The sequence below is a fragment of the Brevundimonas phoenicis genome, assembly GCF_047237745.1.
GTDB lineage: Bacteria > Pseudomonadota > Alphaproteobacteria > Caulobacterales > Caulobacteraceae > Brevundimonas.
The window spans coordinates 2,207,496-2,222,573 of record NZ_JBDFLN010000001.1; the positions used below are offsets into that span (position 1 = coordinate 2,207,496).

The window sequence follows — 15,078 nt, forward strand, 5'->3', positions numbered from 1 at the left end:
CGCCCATCACATATTCTCCCGACGATCCATGTCGGATCAGACGCCGATGCGCGCCTAAGCCAACGACAGCCGGTCGCTCCAACCGTCGTAGGCGACGTCAACATGAGCCGGAAGCTCGCGTTTCAACCGCTGGTAATCCAAATCAATGTGCAGATTGGTCAGCACGGCCCGCTTCACTCTCGTACGCGCAATCCAGTCCAGCGCCTTGTCGACATGCGCGTGGGTCGGATGCGGCGTATAGCGAAGAGCGTCCAGAACCCACAAATCAGCCTCGCGCACCGCATTCAGAGCCGCTTCGTCAAGGTCAGATACATCGCTGGAATAGACCAGGCCGCCGATCCGGTAACCGACTGAATGGATCGGCCCGTGCGCCTGATCAAAGGTGACGACGGGCAGATCGCCGCCCGGTCCGGTCACGCTCCAGACCTCGCCGTGCGATGGAACCGATCTTGCCTCGACGATGGCGGGATAGCCGTGCTGGCTCTCGAAGATGTAGTCGAACCGCCGCGTCAGAGCCGCGCGAGTCGTCTCATCCATCCAGGCGGGAATACGTCGCCGGGCATGGGCGGCGAAAACACGCAGATCATCAATGCCGTGAGTCTGATCTGCATGGTCATGGGTATAAAGAACGCCATCAACATGGCGGACTCCCGCCATCAGCATCTGCTGACGGAAATCGGGCGAGGTATCGATGACCACGCTGGTCACGCCATCGGGGCCGTGAAGGCGGGCCAGCAACGAGCAGCGCGTGCGCCGATTGCGCGGCTCGGCCGGATCACAGTCGCCCCAGTCGCCGTCGCCGCGCGGTACTCCGCCCGATGAGCCGCACCCCAGGATGACGATCTCAAGCTCACTCATTCCGCAGGCCTTGGGATGCGGTCGAACAGGTTGAAGAAAGCGTCGGTGGTCAGGCGATCCGCCTGTTCGGGCGACCAGCTCCGAATCTCGGCCAGCTTAGCCAGCACCAGGCCGACATAGGCCGGCTCATTGCGGCGGCCCCGATGCGGAATCGGCGCCAGATAGGGACAGTCCGTCTCGACGATGATGCGATCCTCTGGCATGCGCCGGATGACCTCCCTCACCTCCTCGGCGGCCTTGAAGGTGGCGATGCCGGAGACTGAGAACCAGCCGCCCAAGTCCATCGCCAGTTCCGCCAGTTCCATCCCGCTGGTGTAGCAGTGCATCAGGAACTTGAACGGCGCGCGGGCCTGCTCTTCACGCAGGATGTCGGCCATGACGCCATCCGCCTCGCGGGTATGGATCACCAGAGGCAGATCCGTGCGACGCGCCGCCTCTACGTGCTGGCGGAACACCGCCGCCTGAACATCGCGCGGACTGAGGTCGTAGTGGAAATCCAGTCCGCACTCGCCGATGCCGATGACCCGCGGACGTTGAGCCAGTTCGACCAGACGGTCAGCCGTCAGCCCGGCGTAATCCTTGGCCTCATGCGGATGGACCCCGACCGTGCACCAGATGTCGGCGTTGTTCATGGCCAGGGCGTGCGTAGCCTCAAAGGTGGACAGCTTGTCGGAAATCTCGACCATCAGCCGCACGCCCGCCTCTCTCGCGCGATCGATCACGGCGTCGCGGTCCTCGTCGAACTGGGGCGCGTGAAGATTGACGTGGCTGTCGATGATCATTTCAGGCGGACGCTCTCATACAGATGCCTTGACGCGGGCGATATCAGACAGGGCGCCGGCCAGAGCATCTCCCTTGTCCATGTTCAGACCCGCCGCGCGATCCGGCAGTTCCGACAACCGTCCCCACAGCTCAGCCCATTGCGCGCCCTCACGTCCGCCGGTCTCGACCGCTCGTCGCTTCACCGCCGCGATCAACCGATCCATCAGGGCCTCGAATCGCGCCTGCCCCTCGGCCCCGCGAAAACCGTCGGCGACAGCCAATTGCTCAGCGCGGTCCACGGCGCCGCCCTCGACCCAGGCGCGCGCCAACCGATCTGTCTCGGACATGGCGCCGGAAGCCAGATCCAGGGCCGCGCCCGGCGAACCTCCGGCCATGCGCGCGGCCTCGTCCGCCTCGGACGGCGAAACGCCCGTACGCTGCAGAACCAGTTCCGCCAGCCGATGTTCAGACCAGACGGGAAAGCTGAGACGGCGACACCGCGACCGGATGGTGGCCAGCAAACGGCCCGGCGCGTGCGTCACCAGGAACAGGACACCGCTTTCAGGCGGTTCCTCAAGAATTTTCAACAAGGCGTTGGCGGCATTGACGTTCAGGTCGTCTGCAGCGTCGATGATCGCCACCCGATGCCGCGCCTGAGACGGGCTCTTGGCGAAGAACTCGGGCAGATCACGCGCCTGTTCGACTGAGATCGACTTCTTCTGCTTGCCACCCTCGACCAGACGCTCCAGCACCAGCAGATCAGGATGCGACTGGGCCGAAACCAGACGGCTGACCGGATCATGCGGCGAAGCGCCCAGCGGCCCGCGCGACAGGTCGGGCGCCGCGCCCAGCAGACGCCGCGCGGCGCGGTAAGCGAAACTGGCCTTGCCCGATCCCTCGCCCCCGCACAAAAGCCATGCGTGATGGAGACGGCCACGATCCAGGGCGTCCAGAAAGGCCTCCTCGGCCTTGAGGTCCGCGATCAGATCGAACCGGTCGCGCGGGTGCTCGCTCAAAGCAGCCGCGCCTCCACCACCGCCCAAAGGCGTTCGGACACCTCGTCCACCTCGCCCCTGGCGTCGATGACGACGCAGCGGTCGGGATGACGTTCGGCGACATCCAGAAAGCCATCACGCAACTTCTGATGGAAAGCCACGCCCTTGGATTCAAACCGAGTCTCGAACAGTCCACGGCCGAAGGCGCGCTCCAGCCCCACATCCACCGGCAGGTCGAACACCAGGGTCAGGTCCGGCTGATCGCCATCAACCACCGCCGCATCCAGCGCCTCGATCAGGCTTTCAGATACGCCGCCGCCCGCTCCCTGATAGACGCGGCTCGAATCGGCGAAGCGATCGCAGACGATCCAAGAGCCCGCAGCCAACGCCGGACGGATGGTGCGCTCCAGATGGTCGGAACGGGCGGCGTACATCAACAGCGTTTCGGTGCGGGGCGACCAGCGGTCGGCCTCGCCCGAAACAGCGATGTTGCGGATTTCCTCCGCCCCCGGCGAACCGCCAGGCTCGCGCGTCTGAATCACGTCCAGACCCGCAGCGCGCAGCCGCTCGACCAACAGGCGCGCCTGAGTGGTCTTGCCGGCGCCTTCGCCGCCTTCGAACGTGATGAATCTGCCTCGCTGCACCTGCGCACAATGGCGACCCGGGCGATGGACGCAAGACCCGTCAGCCGCCTATCAACAGGGCGTCGCTGAAACCACGCGTAATCACGGCCTGGCGCGCGCGTTCGGCGGCGGTCGCATCGGGCCAGGGGCCGACGACGACACGGAACAGGGGGCGGCCGTTGCGATCGACGTTCTGGATGGAAGCACGGTCGCCAAGACGTCGTGCGACCTCGTCGGCTCCACGTCTGTCCGCATAGGCGCCAGCCTGAACCCAATAGGCCGCGGCAGGCGACGTGGCGACCGGCGTCACATACGGCTGAACAGGCTGAGCCGGCAGCGGCGGCGGCATCGGAACCGATGAAGGCTGCTCAACAGCGGCAGCTTCATAATAAGGACGCGGCCCGGATCCTCGCGTCGCTACCGGGGTTGAGCGTGGCGGCGACGCCTCCGCGCGTTGCATCGGCGTTCCGCCGCCCTGGCGCGGCGCACGACCGACATAGCGGACCCGCACCTCGCCAACGCCCTGGTTCAGCAACCCCAACGCCTCCGCCGCGCCTCGCGAAAGGTCAATGATCCGACCATCCACAAAGGGCCCGCGGTCATTGACGCGCAGGATCGCTCGACGACCGTTCGCAGGATTGGTCACTTCGACCAGACTGGGCAGGGGCAATGTCTTGTGCGCAGCCGTAAGGGCGTTCATGTCGAAACGCTCGCCGGTCGAGGTCGAGCGTCCATGATGATATGCGCCGTACCACGACGCCTGCCCCGTTTCATCGTAGTTGGGCTGTTCCTTCGGGTGATACCAGCGCCCGCGCACCTGATATGGGCGCATGGTCCCGGACACGAAGGGCGCAGGGTCTGTCACCACGGGCGGATTCAGCGGCGCGTCACGTTCGCCCCCAAGGCTGGCGCACGCCGCCAGGGTCGAAAAGGCGGCGGCGACAATCGCGCCTTTCAACGTTCTGGCCCACATGATCAACGTACTCCGACCGACTGGAAACGCCGCCTTTATGGGCCAGGGGGTTTTCCGGTTTGGTTAACGTGGCGTTTGCGCCTATGAGCGCGACTGAACGTCGCGACTCTCCTTCCTCCCTCTCCCTGAAGCAGATCTTGACCCAACCGCTGTATCAGACCCGCTCCGGGGTCTTCGTTCTTGCGACCCTGTGCTGCGCATTGTGGGGCAGCGCCTTCCCTGCCGTAAAAAGCGGCTACGCCCTGCTGCACATCGCTCAGAATGACATTCCCAGCCAGTTGGCGTTCGCAGGCTGGCGGTTCGCCCTGGCCGGATTGATCCTGCTGATCGTCGCCGCCGCGCTCAGAAAACCAATTCTGCGCTTCAGGCCTCGACAGGTCGCACAAGTCGCCCTGCTGGGCCTGACGCAGACCACGATTCAATACGTCTTCTTCTACATCGGCCTGGCTCACGCCACCGGCGTTAAGTCCTCGATCATGAACGCCACCAGCGTCTTTTTCAGCGTCGTACTGGCTCATTACCTCTATGCCGACGACCGTCTGAACGGGCGCAAGGCTCTGGGCTGCCTGATCGGCTTCCTGGGCGTCGTCGTCGTCAATCTAGGCGGAGCAGGATTGGGATTCGATTTCACACTGCTGGGCGAAGGCTTCATCGTCATCGCCGCCTTCATGCTGGCGGCGGCCTCCATCTATGGCAAGCGAATCTCTCGCGAGATGGACCCCATGGTCATGACTGGTTGGCAACTATTCATCGGCGGCGCCGTGCTGACCGGCGGCGGATGGGCGACGGGCGGCCACCTGGAGGCGCTGAACGCCGCATCTGGCGCCCTCTTGCTCTATCTGGCGCTGCTGTCCTCGGTCGCCTTCGCTGTGTGGAGCCTGTTGCTGAAGCACAATCCAGTCGGCCTGATCGCCGCCTTCAACTTCCTGATCCCTGTTTTCGGCGTGACGCTGTCCGCCGTTTTCCTGGGAGAATCCATGTTCAAATGGAGCTATCTGATCGCGCTGATCCTGGTCTGCGTCGGGATCTGGCTGGTTACCCGCTCAAGTCGAGCACCCACCCGCAGCTAAGGCGCGCTTTCCACTTGGATCACATGCAGCTTTACGGCTATGCACGCGTGCGCGCCGAGTCGCGCTGGACAGGTGGCCGAGTGGTTTAAGGCAGCGGTCTTGAAAACCGCCGTAGGTGGAAGCCTACCGTGGGTTCGAATCCCACCCTGTCCGCCACTACGGATAGTGGCTGGCTTTCTCAGATCCCGAAAATCAAGCGCAGCGTCATTCGAGCCACGGCGTACGCCAGAAGTACGCCCAGCGTCAGGCTGATCGCGAATACCGCCTTAAAGTGGCGGTGCAGAAAGTAGAGAATGTCTCCGGCCATCGGCGTCGTTCCCAATCGTTAACGGCAACTTGACACGAAATCCGGAGAACACCGCTACAATCGTCTGTGATCAGACCAGACGGCTCTGCACCAGGGCCGCCTCGACGAAGCTGGCGAACAGCGGGTGCGGAGCGAACGGGCGGCTGCGGTATTCGGGGTGATACTGCACGCCGATGAACCAGGGATGGTCCTTGCGCTCGACCGTCTCGGGCAACACGCCGTCCGGCGACAGACCGGCGAAAAACAGGCCGCCCTTCTCTTCCACCGCCTCGCGGTAGTTGATGTTCACCTCATAGCGGTGACGGTGGCGCTCGTTGATGTCGGTCTGGCCGTAGATCTCGGCGATCTTGGAGCCGGGCGCCAGGGTGGAGGCGTAGGCGCCCAGACGCATGGTGCCGCCCAGATCGCCGCCCTGCTCGCGCTTCACGCGCTCATTGCCCTGGACCCATTCGGTCATCAGGCCGACGACGGGCTCTTCCGCCGGGCCGAACTCGGTCGAGGTCGCCTTGGGATAGCCCGCCAGATTCCGCGCCGCCTCGATCACCGCCATCTGCATGCCGAAGCAGATGCCGAAGTACGGGATCTTGCGCTCGCGGGCGTAGCGCGCCGCCTCGATCTTACCCTCGGCCCCGCGCTCGCCGAAGCCGCCGGGCACCAGGATGGCGTGGGCGCCTTCCAGCCGTTCGGCGCAAGCCTGCGGATCGCCCGCGAAGGTGTCGGCCTCGACCCAGTCGATGTTGACCTTGGCGTTGTTGGCGACGCCGCCGTGCTGCAGGGCCTCGATCAGCGACTTATAGGCGTCTTTCAGGACGGTGTATTTGCCGACCACGGCGATGGTGACTTCGCCGTCCGGGTGCAGGCGACGGCGCACGATCTCGTTCCAGCCGGACAGCTCCGGCTCGGGCGCGTCCGTCATGCCGAAGTGGGCCAGCACCTGGGTGTCCAGGCCCTCGCGGTGATAGTCCAGCGGCACGGCGTAGATGTCAGCCGAGTCCATCGCCTGAATGACGCTGTCCGGGCGGACGTTGCAGAACTGAGCGATCTTGCGCTTCTCGTCAGCCGGGATCGGGGCTTCGGAGCGGCACAGCAGGATGTCGGGCTGGATGCCGATAGAGCGCAGTTCCTTGACCGAGTGCTGCGTCGGCTTGGTCTTCATCTCGCCGGCGGTCTTGATGAAGGGCAGCAGGGTCAGGTGGACGAAGCACGACTGGCCGCGCGGCAGATCCTGCTCCAGCTGACGGATCGCCTCGAAGAAGGGCAGCCCCTCGATGTCGCCGACCGTGCCGCCGATCTCGACCAGGACGAAGTCCACATCCTCGCCGCCGTCCGTCTTGGCCGGGTTCAGGCAGAACTGCTTGATCTGGTCGGTGACATGCGGAATCACCTGGACGGTCGCGCCCAGATAGTCGCCGCGACGCTCCTTCTCGATGATCGTCTGATAGATGCGGCCGGTCGTGATGTTGTCCGACTTGGCCGCCGAGACGCCGGTGAAGCGCTCATAATGGCCCAGGTCGAGGTCCGTCTCGGCGCCGTCGTCGGTCACGAAGACCTCGCCGTGCTGATAGGGGCTCATCGTGCCCGGATCGACGTTGAGATAAGGGTCCAGCTTGCGCAGGCGGACCTTATAGCCGCGCGCCTGCAGAAGAGCGCCGAGAGCGGCGGAGGCGAGGCCTTTTCCAAGAGAGGAAACCACGCCGCCGGTGATGAACACATAGCGAGCCATGGGCGGACACCTTACTCCATGATTCGTCCTGCGCGGAGAGGCTCAGGAAAAATCCAACTGTTGATCAAAAGAAGAAAGCGCGCCTTGCGGCGCGCTTCCCCAAAACTCGATGGCGGCGACCGCCCTTATTGAGCGGGCGCGCCCTGGCCGGCCGGCAGGCTGGCTTCCAGATCGTCCAGCGACGGGGCGGCCGGAGCGGCCGGGGTCGCCGGTGCGGCTTCAGGCGTAGCCGGAGCCGTCTGCTGCGGCTGGTCCACGGCGATGGAGCCGACGGCGTCGGCGTCGATCACCGAGCGCGAACCGCGCGCATAGTTGCCCGCGATCGTCAGGCCGATGGCGCAGACGAAGAAGGCGATCGCCAGGATCGACGTGGTGCGGGTCAGCAGATTGCCCGCCCCGCGCGCCGTCATGAAGCCCGAAGGACCGCCGCCCATGCCCAGGGCGCCGCCCTCGGAACGTTGCAGCAGGATCACGGCCGACAGAGCGACCGAGATCAGGATCATGGCGACGAGCAGAATGGTCTGGAGCATGGCGTCATTCATGTGGGCGCAGAAGCGCGCCGATCAAGCGGCCGCCTCTAACATTGATGGAGGTTTCGGGCAAACGCTCAGGCGCGCGGTCAAACCGCGCGGATGATGCCCAGGAAGTCTTCGGCCTTCAACGAGGCGCCGCCGACCAGGGCGCCGCCGACCTCGGCCACCGCCAGAATCTCCCTGGCGTTCGACGGCTTGACCGAGCCGCCGTACAGGATCGGGGCGGCGCGGCCGCCCTCACCCAGCTTGACGACCATGGCGGCGCGCACGGCGGCGTGGACTTCCTCGATCTGCTCCAGCGTCGGCGTCAGGCCGGTGCCGATGGCCCAGACCGGCTCATAGGCGACGGCGAACGCCTTGCCCGCCAGCGAGGTCGGAAGCGAACCGGCGACCTGACGACTGACGACCTCGACCGCCTGCCCGGCTTCGCGCTGCTGAAGCGTCTCGCCGATGCAGATGATAGGCTCCAGACCGGCGGCCAGGGCGGCCTCGACCTTGGCGGCGACATCGGCGTCGGTCTCGCCGAATCCGGCGCGGCGCTCCGAGTGGCCGAGAATCACCAGACCCGCGCCCGCATCACGGACCATCTCGGCCGAGACCGATCCGGTGTAGGCGCCCGAGGTTTCAGCGTGGCAGTCCTGCCCGCCGATCTCGACGACGCCGCCCTTCAGCGCCTGGGCCATGCGGTCGATCAGGGTGGCGGGCGGGCACAGGGCCACGCGGCAGGCCGCAGCCTGTTCCTTCAGCGCCTTCTCGAGGGTTTCAGCCTCGGCCAGGCTCGCGCCCAGGCCGTTCATTTTCCAGTTGCCGGCGACCAGCTTCACAGATTGTTTCATGCGGCCTGTCTAGTGGCGACGGCGGCGGAAGCCAAGATGTCGTCAAGCCTCACTTGCGGCGGCGACCCCGCACCCCCTATACGCAACCCTTGGCGCCCTTTCGACGCCGGCCCTCGTCAGGTTCTTCTTAGATGATCACGCACTTCCGCAACTTCGCCAAGTCCAAGTGGGCTGGGGGCCTGTTCGCCCTGATCATCCTCAGCTTCCTGGTGGTCGGCGCTCAATCCGATATCTTTGCCAGCCTGGGACCGCGTCACATCATCAGCGCCGGCGACCGCAGCGTCGATTCCATGCAGTTCCGCAATGATTTCGAGCGCGTGCGCGCCAATCTTCAGGAACAGGCCGGCCGCCCCGTCAGCTATGACGACATGGTCAAGGAAAACCTGCACGTTCAATATCTGGAGAGCCAGACCCAGCGCTTGGGCTTCCTAGACTGGGCTTATAAGGCGGGGATCCGTCCCGGAAAAGAGTTGGTCTTGGCCCAGATTCGCAAGATTCCGGCCTTCTTCAATCAGATCACTGGCCAATTTGATCAGGAACTGTACGCCCAGGCTCTGGCCCAGCAAAACCTGACCTCGCAGATGCTAGAAGATGATCTGCGCGACCAGTACGTCACCGCCCACGTCGGCTCGGCTGTCTTCGCCGGCCTGCAAGCACCGCGTGTTTACGCCGCCTTGCTGGCGGGCCAGGCGCTGGAAAGCCGTGACGGTCGCTGGTTCTCGGTCACTCAGGATATGGCCGGTCGCGCGGGCGCACCGACCGACGCCCAACTGACCGCCTTCATGAAGGAAAACGAGGCGCGTCTGCGCAGCCCCGAATTCCGCATGATCTCCCTGGTGCTGTTCACGCCGGGTCCGAACGATCCGCGTCCGGCCATCACAGAAGAGCAGATTCAAGAGCGCTATGAGTTCCGTAAGGCCGCCCTGGCCGATCCGGAGAAGCGCACTTTCGTCACCCTGACCGTTCCGACCAAGGAAGCCGCCGACAAGATCGCCGCCGACCTGCGCGCCGGCAAGAACCCCTCTGAGGTCGCCAAGGCCAACAACATCCAGCTGGGCGACTACAAGGGCACGCCGCAGGCCGCCGTGGGCGACCCTGCCGTCGGCGCCGCCGTCTTCGCCCTTGCCGCCGATCAGGTGTCGGCGCCGATCCAGGGTCGCTTGGGCTTCACCGTGGCCAAGGTCGCCTCCATCCAGGCCGGTCAGGCCGTGACGCTGGAAAGCGCCCGTCCCGCCTTGGTCCAGGAGCTACAGGCCGAGGCCGTCAAGGCCGCGACCTACGCCAAGGTCGAGCAGTTTGAAAAGGCGCGCCAAGAAGGCAAGAACCTGGCCGACGCCGCCACGGCCGCCAAGGCCCGCGTCATCCAGCTGCCGCCCTTCACCCAGCAGGGCCAACTGCCCGACGGCCAGCCGATGAACGCCCCGCGTCAGGTTCTGGAAAGCGCCTACGCCCTGACCAAGGGCGGCGAGAGCGACGTGATCGACGCAGGTGACGGCCAGTATTTCGCCGTCCGTCTGGACGACATCCGCCCGTCGGCCCTGCCGACGCTGGACGAAGTCCGCGCCCCCCTGGGCCAGCAGTGGACCCTGCGTGAGAATGCTCGCCTGCTGTCGGCCAAGGCCGAGCAACTGGCCGGCCGCGTTCGCGCCGGCGAAGACATCGCCAAGGTGGCCGCCGAGGCCGGCGCCCCGCTGACGGTCCGCACCGGCGTGCAGCAGAGCCGCGAGTCGCAGGCCCAGGTCGGCGACGGCGTGCTGCGCGGCCTGTTCGGCCAGAGCAAGGGCCAGGTCTTCTCCGACGCACAGTCGCAGACCGCCTTTGTGGTCGGCCGCGTTGACGCCATCCACGCGGCGACGCCCGTCCTGGCCGCACCGCTGGCTGAGCAGGCGCGGCCGCGTCTGACCGAAGAACTGGCCAACACCCTGGCTGACCGCACGATCGCCGCCGCCGCCTTGCGCACCAAGTCGCGCAACGATCCGGCCCTGGCCCTGCAAGCCCTGGGCGTGGAGGCTGCGGCCGCTGCGCCCGCGGCCCCGGCTGCGCCCGCTCCCGCCAAGAAGTAATGCACGAAGAACGCGACGCCTTCATCGCCGGCCTGACGGCGGGCCGCCCTCAGGTTCTGGTCCGCCGCCTGGTCGATGATCTGGAGACCCCCGTCTCGGCCTTCCTGAAGGTCGGTCACGGGCGGCGTTACGCCAGTCTGTTCGAGTCGGTCGAGGGCGGCGCTGTCAACGGCCGCTACTCCTTCGTCACCTTGTCGCCGGACGTGGTCTGGCGCTGCCGGGACGGCAAGGCCGAGATCGCGCGCGGCGCCGACGTTCTGTCCGACGCTTTCACGCCCGAAGACCGGCCCGCGCTGGAATCCCTGCGCGCCCTGATCGCGGCGACCAAGTTCGACCTGCCCGCCGATCTGCCGCCGATGGCCGCTGGACTGTTCGGCGTGTTCGGCTACGACATGGTGCGCCTGCTGGAGCCGCTGGGCGCCGCAAATCCCGATCCGCTGGACCTATCCGACGCCGTCATGGCGCGCCCGGCCCTGGTCGCCATCTTCGATTCGGTGAAGCACGAGATCGTCCTGATCGCCGCCGCCTATCCGGACACCGCAAGCGATCCAGTCCAGGCTTACGCCGCCGCCGAGGCCCGTCTGGAGGATTTCGAGGACCGCCTGCGCGGCCCCCTGCCGATCCAGCGCGAAGTCGAGCCGGTTCCCGCGCCCGACTTCCACTCCGACGTCGATGAAGCCGCCTTCGGCCGCATGGTCGCGCGGGCCAAGGACTACATCGCCGCCGGCGACATCTTCCAGGTCGTGCTGGCGCACCGTTTCTCAGCCCCGTGGAGCCAGGATCCGTTCGCCTTCTACCGGTCGCTGCGTCGCGGCAACCCGTCGCCCTATCTGTTCTTCCTCGACTATGTGGACTTCCAACTGGCTGGATCCAGCCCGGAAATCCTGGTCCGGTTGAAGAACGGGCGCGTCACCATCCGCCCGCTGGCGGGCACCCGTCCGCGCGGCGCCACGCCCGATCAGGACAAGGCGCTGGAAGTCGAACTGCTGGCCGATCCCAAGGAGCGGGCCGAGCATCTGATGCTGCTGGACCTGGGCCGCAACGACGTGGGCCGCGTGTCCAAGCCCGGCTCGGTCGAGGTCACGGAAAGCTTCGTGGTCGAGCGCTACAGCCAGGTCATGCACATCGTCTCCAACGTGAACGGGACGGCTGATCCCAAGCTGGACGCGGTGGACACGCTTCTGGCCGCCCTGCCCGCAGGTACGCTTTCGGGCGCGCCCAAGGTGCGGGCGATGGAGGTCATCGACGAACTGGAGACCGAGAAGCGCGGCGTCGGCTACGGCGGCGGCGTGGGCTACATCTCGGCCAATGGCGAAGCGGACATCTGCATCGTCCTGCGCACCGCCATGTTCGCGAAGGGCCAAATCTTCGTCCAGGCCGGCGCCGGCGTCGTCGCCGACAGCGATCCGGCCGCCGAATATGCTGAAACCCTGGCCAAGGCCCGCGCGCCGATGAAAGCGGCTGCGGACGCGTGGCGTTTCACCGCGACCACTCGCGGCCAGGGCGCCGGCGGATCAGTCTAAGGATTGGAAACCGTGGAACCCTGGTCGAACGATACGCCGGGGCCTGCGACCATAGTCCCCGCCAATAGAACCGCCGTCATGGCGGCGAAGGCGGCTGCGGCAAGCAGGCGCAAGGGTTTCGGTTGTTCCGCCGGGGCCTCGTTCAACAGGGCGCGGGCGTCGCGAATGGCTTGGATAGGGGTCAAGACGGATTTCTTCCGATGGCGATGCTCCTGTATCGCCCGGACAGCTTAACGTCCGCTTTCAATCGGCCCGCTTGCCTTCCATGTTGGGACCGCCCTGCCTCCCCGTACTAAGAAGCCTTCGCCATGATCCTCGTCGTCGATAACTACGACAGCTTCACCTACAACCTCGTCCACTACCTCGCGGAGCTGGGCGCCCAGACGCACGTCGTCCGCAACGACGACCTGACTGTCGAAGAGGCCTGGGCTCTGAAGCCTGAGGCCGTGCTCCTGTCGCCCGGCCCCTGTGCGCCCGATCAGGCGGGCATCTGCCTGTCGCTGATCGAGACCGCCGCCGAGACCATGCCCATCCTCGGCGTCTGCCTGGGGCACCAGTCGATCGGCCAGGCCTTCGGCGGCGAAGTGGTGCGCGCCAAGACCCTGATGCACGGCAAGACCTCGCCCATCCTGCATGAAGGGCGCGGCGTGTTCGGCGGCCTGCCCTCGCCCTTCACCGCGACGCGCTACCACTCTCTGGCCGTGCGCCGCGAGACCCTGCCCGACGCGCTGGAAGTCACGGCCTGGACCGAGGACGGCGAGATCATGGGCCTGTCGCATCGCACGCGACCGATCCACGGCGTCCAGTTCCATCCGGAATCCATCGCCACCGAACACGGCCACGCGATGATCGCCAACTTCCTCGATCTGGCGGGCGTCAAACGATTGGCGAACATCTGATGGACAGCATCAAGCCTCTGCTGGCCAAGCTGGTCGACGGACAGGTGCTGAACCTGGATGAGGCCAAGGCCTTCTTCTCCGCCTGCCTGCGCGGCGAGCCGACCCCGTCACAGGTCGCCGCCGCCGTCACCGCCCTGCGCATCCGGGGCGAGACGGTGGACGAGATCGTCGCCTTCGCCAGCGCCATGCGTGACGCCGCCCGGTCGCTGGATCACCCGTTCGACCAGGTGATCGACACCTGCGGCACCGGCGGCGACGGCCAGCATACCTACAACATCTCAACGGCGGCCTCCTTCGTGCTGGCGGGCGCGGGGTTGAAGGTCGCCAAGCACGGCAACCGCGCCGTCAGCTCCAAGTCCGGCTCGTCCGACGTTCTGGCCGCCCTGGGCGTCAATCTGGACGCCACGCCCGCCCAGCAGGCGCGGGCGCTGGATCAGGCGGGCATCGCCTTCCTGTTCGCGCCCACCTATCACGGGGCCATGCGCCACGTCGGGCCGGTGCGCGGCGAGATCGGCTTCCGCACCGTGTTCAACCTGCTGGGGCCGCTGTGCAATCCGGCGGGCGCCACGCATCAGGTCATGGGCGTCTATGACCCGGCCTTGCTGGAGCCGCTGGCCGAGGTGCTGGGCCGACTGGGCGCCAAGCGCGCCTGGACCGTCAACGGCCAGGGTCTGGACGAACTGACCACCACAGGCCCGACCGAGGTGGCCGAATGGAAGGACGGCGCCGTGCGCCGCTTCACCGTCACGCCCGCCGACGCCGGTCTGCCGCTGGCGACGATGGATGATCTGCGCGGCGGCGACGCCGAGCATAACGCCGCCGCCCTGACGGCCCTGCTAGCGGGCGAGCGCGGGCCTTATCGCGACATCGTCCTGCTGAACGCCGCCGCCGCCCTGGTGGTGGCCGGGCGGGCCGAAGACCTGAAATCGGGTGCTGAACTCGCCGCCGCCGTCATCGACGACGGCCGCGCCGCCGCCGCCCTGGCTGAACTGGTGCGCGTCTCCCACGCGCCGATCGAAGACGAGGACGCCTGATGAGCGACGTTCTGGACCGCATCGCCGCCTACAAGCGCGAGGATGTCGCCGCCCGCAAGGCCGCCCTATCGCAGGACGCGATCGAGGCCCGCGCCCGCGAGGCCTCGCCCCCGCGCGGCTTCCGCGCCGCACTGGCTGACCGTTTCGCGAAAACAGGCCGCCCGGCGCTGATCGCCGAGATCAAGAAGGCCAGCCCGTCCAAGGGCCTGATCCGCGCCGACTTCGACCCGCCCGTTCTGGCCCAGGCCTATGAGCGCGGCGGCGCATCCTGCCTGTCCGTGCTGACTGATGGCCCCAGCTTTCAGGGTGACGACGCCTATCTGGTCGCCGCCCGCGCGGCGGTCGCCCGCCCCTGCCTGCGCAAGGACTTCCTGGTCGATGCATGGCAGGTGGCCGAGAGCCGGGCGCTGGGCGCCGACTGCATCCTGATCATCATGGACATGGTGGATGACGCCCTCGCCGCAGAGCTGCTGGCCGAAGCGACCCGCTGGGGCATGGACGCCCTGATCGAGACGCACGACGCGGACGAGATGGTGCGCGCCGCCAAGCTGGTCCAGGGCCGCGACGACGCCCTGATCGGCGTCAACAACCGCTCGCTTCGGACCTTCGAGGTCGATCTGGCCACGACGGAGCAACTGGCGGCGTTGAGCCCCGAGAGCGCCCTGCTGGTCGCCGAAAGCGGCCTGTTCACGCCGCAGGACGTAGCGCGCGTGTCCGAGGCCGGCGCCCGCGCCCTGCTGGTCGGCGAAAGCCTGATGCGCCAGGCGGACGTAGAAGCCGCGACGCAGACCTTGTTGGCTTAAGCACCACACTTACCGCTCATCCCGGCGGACGCCGGGATCCAGTAAGAGCCACACGCGCAGTTTTTAGTAAGCTGGG

General features: G+C 66.5%; 16 protein-coding genes and 1 tRNA gene. 7 read left to right on the top strand and 10 right to left on the bottom strand.

What is annotated here, in order from left to right; translation table 11 throughout:
* Window positions 1-54 precede the first annotated feature (54 nt).
* From ABC419_RS10920 to ABC419_RS10940, 5 genes are read right to left on the bottom strand one after another with little or no spacing between them, the layout of a single operon-like run.
* Window positions 55-858: an MBL fold metallo-hydrolase gene (locus ABC419_RS10920; protein WP_412877479.1), complete on the bottom strand. Its 804-nt coding sequence runs from the start codon at window positions 856-858 to the stop codon at window positions 55-57.
* Window positions 855-1,640 (bottom strand): TatD family hydrolase, encoded by a 786-nt coding sequence (locus ABC419_RS10925; RefSeq protein ID WP_412877478.1) that lies wholly within the window; start codon window positions 1,638-1,640, stop codon window positions 855-857. The genes ABC419_RS10920 and ABC419_RS10925 overlap by 4 nt, the downstream gene beginning before the upstream one ends.
* Window positions 1,641-1,655: 15 nt before the next feature.
* Window positions 1,656-2,636, bottom strand: a complete 981-nt coding sequence (locus ABC419_RS10930) for a DNA polymerase III subunit delta' (RefSeq protein WP_412877477.1) — start codon at window positions 2,634-2,636, stop codon at window positions 1,656-1,658.
* Window positions 2,633-3,259, bottom strand: coding sequence for a dTMP kinase (gene tmk / locus ABC419_RS10935; protein WP_412877476.1), 627 nt, complete (start codon window positions 3,257-3,259; stop codon window positions 2,633-2,635). The genes ABC419_RS10930 and tmk overlap by 4 nt, the downstream gene beginning before the upstream one ends.
* Before the next feature lie 40 nt (window positions 3,260-3,299).
* Window positions 3,300-4,211: a septal ring lytic transglycosylase RlpA family protein gene (locus tag ABC419_RS10940; RefSeq protein WP_412877475.1), complete on the bottom strand. Its 912-nt coding sequence runs from the start codon at window positions 4,209-4,211 to the stop codon at window positions 3,300-3,302.
* 137 nt (window positions 4,212-4,348) lie between these two features.
* On the opposite strand from ABC419_RS10940, the gene ABC419_RS10945 reads away from it, so the two are divergent.
* Both ABC419_RS10945 and ABC419_RS10950 read left to right on the top strand, forming a co-directional pair.
* The gene (locus tag ABC419_RS10945) at window positions 4,349-5,281 is read left to right on the top strand and encodes a DMT family transporter (RefSeq protein ID WP_234287677.1); all 933 of its coding nucleotides are present in this window, start codon (window positions 4,349-4,351) and stop codon (window positions 5,279-5,281) included.
* A 66-nt stretch (window positions 5,282-5,347) separates the two neighbouring features.
* A tRNA-Ser gene (locus tag ABC419_RS10950) sits at window positions 5,348-5,437 on the top strand.
* 22 nt (window positions 5,438-5,459) lie between these two features.
* On the opposite strand, the gene ABC419_RS10955 is transcribed toward ABC419_RS10950, so the two are convergent.
* From ABC419_RS10955 to tpiA, 4 genes are all read right to left on the bottom strand, one after another.
* Entirely contained in the window at window positions 5,460-5,588 is a 129-nt protein-coding gene (locus tag ABC419_RS10955) for a hypothetical protein (protein ID WP_256375756.1), read from the bottom strand.
* Between the two features lie 70 nt (window positions 5,589-5,658).
* A complete protein-coding gene (gene pyrG / locus ABC419_RS10960) occupies window positions 5,659-7,311 on the bottom strand; it encodes a CTP synthase (RefSeq protein ID WP_412877474.1) in 1,653 nt (550 codons plus the stop codon).
* Between the two features lie 125 nt (window positions 7,312-7,436).
* Window positions 7,437-7,841, bottom strand: a complete 405-nt coding sequence (secG, locus tag ABC419_RS10965) for a preprotein translocase subunit SecG (RefSeq protein ID WP_223850708.1) — start codon at window positions 7,839-7,841, stop codon at window positions 7,437-7,439.
* Between the two features lie 89 nt (window positions 7,842-7,930).
* Window positions 7,931-8,680, bottom strand: coding sequence for a triose-phosphate isomerase (gene tpiA / locus ABC419_RS10970; RefSeq protein WP_200165383.1), 750 nt, complete (start codon window positions 8,678-8,680; stop codon window positions 7,931-7,933).
* A gap of 131 nt (window positions 8,681-8,811) precedes the next feature.
* Here tpiA and ABC419_RS10975 point away from each other — a divergent pair, with 131 nt between their 5' ends.
* Both ABC419_RS10975 and trpE read left to right on the top strand, forming a co-directional pair.
* Window positions 8,812-10,743 (top strand): peptidylprolyl isomerase, encoded by a 1,932-nt coding sequence (locus tag ABC419_RS10975; RefSeq protein ID WP_412877473.1) that lies wholly within the window; start codon window positions 8,812-8,814, stop codon window positions 10,741-10,743.
* The gene (trpE, locus tag ABC419_RS10980) at window positions 10,743-12,266 is read left to right on the top strand and encodes an anthranilate synthase component I (protein WP_412877472.1); all 1,524 of its coding nucleotides are present in this window, start codon (window positions 10,743-10,745) and stop codon (window positions 12,264-12,266) included. Before ABC419_RS10975 ends, trpE begins: the two co-directional genes overlap by 1 nt.
* Here trpE and ABC419_RS10985 read toward each other — a convergent pair.
* The gene (locus tag ABC419_RS10985) at window positions 12,263-12,451 is read right to left on the bottom strand and encodes a hypothetical protein (RefSeq protein ID WP_200165389.1); all 189 of its coding nucleotides are present in this window, start codon (window positions 12,449-12,451) and stop codon (window positions 12,263-12,265) included. The two genes, trpE and ABC419_RS10985, sit on opposite strands and share 4 nt — an antisense overlap.
* Window positions 12,452-12,574: 123 nt before the next feature.
* On the opposite strand from ABC419_RS10985, the gene ABC419_RS10990 reads away from it, so the two are divergent.
* The 3 genes from ABC419_RS10990 to trpC are packed head-to-tail and all read left to right on the top strand — an operon-like array spanning window position 12,575 to window position 15,002.
* Window positions 12,575-13,165, top strand: a complete 591-nt coding sequence (locus ABC419_RS10990) for an anthranilate synthase component II (protein ID WP_200165391.1) — start codon at window positions 12,575-12,577, stop codon at window positions 13,163-13,165.
* On the top strand, window positions 13,162-14,199 hold the full coding sequence (gene trpD / locus ABC419_RS10995) for an anthranilate phosphoribosyltransferase (RefSeq protein ID WP_412878013.1): 1,038 nt from the start codon (window positions 13,162-13,164) through the stop codon (window positions 14,197-14,199). Before ABC419_RS10990 ends, trpD begins: the two co-directional genes overlap by 4 nt.
* Window positions 14,199-15,002: an indole-3-glycerol phosphate synthase TrpC gene (trpC, locus tag ABC419_RS11000; RefSeq protein ID WP_412877471.1), complete on the top strand. Its 804-nt coding sequence runs from the start codon at window positions 14,199-14,201 to the stop codon at window positions 15,000-15,002. The genes trpD and trpC overlap by 1 nt, the downstream gene beginning before the upstream one ends.
* Window positions 15,003-15,078 lie beyond the last annotated feature (76 nt).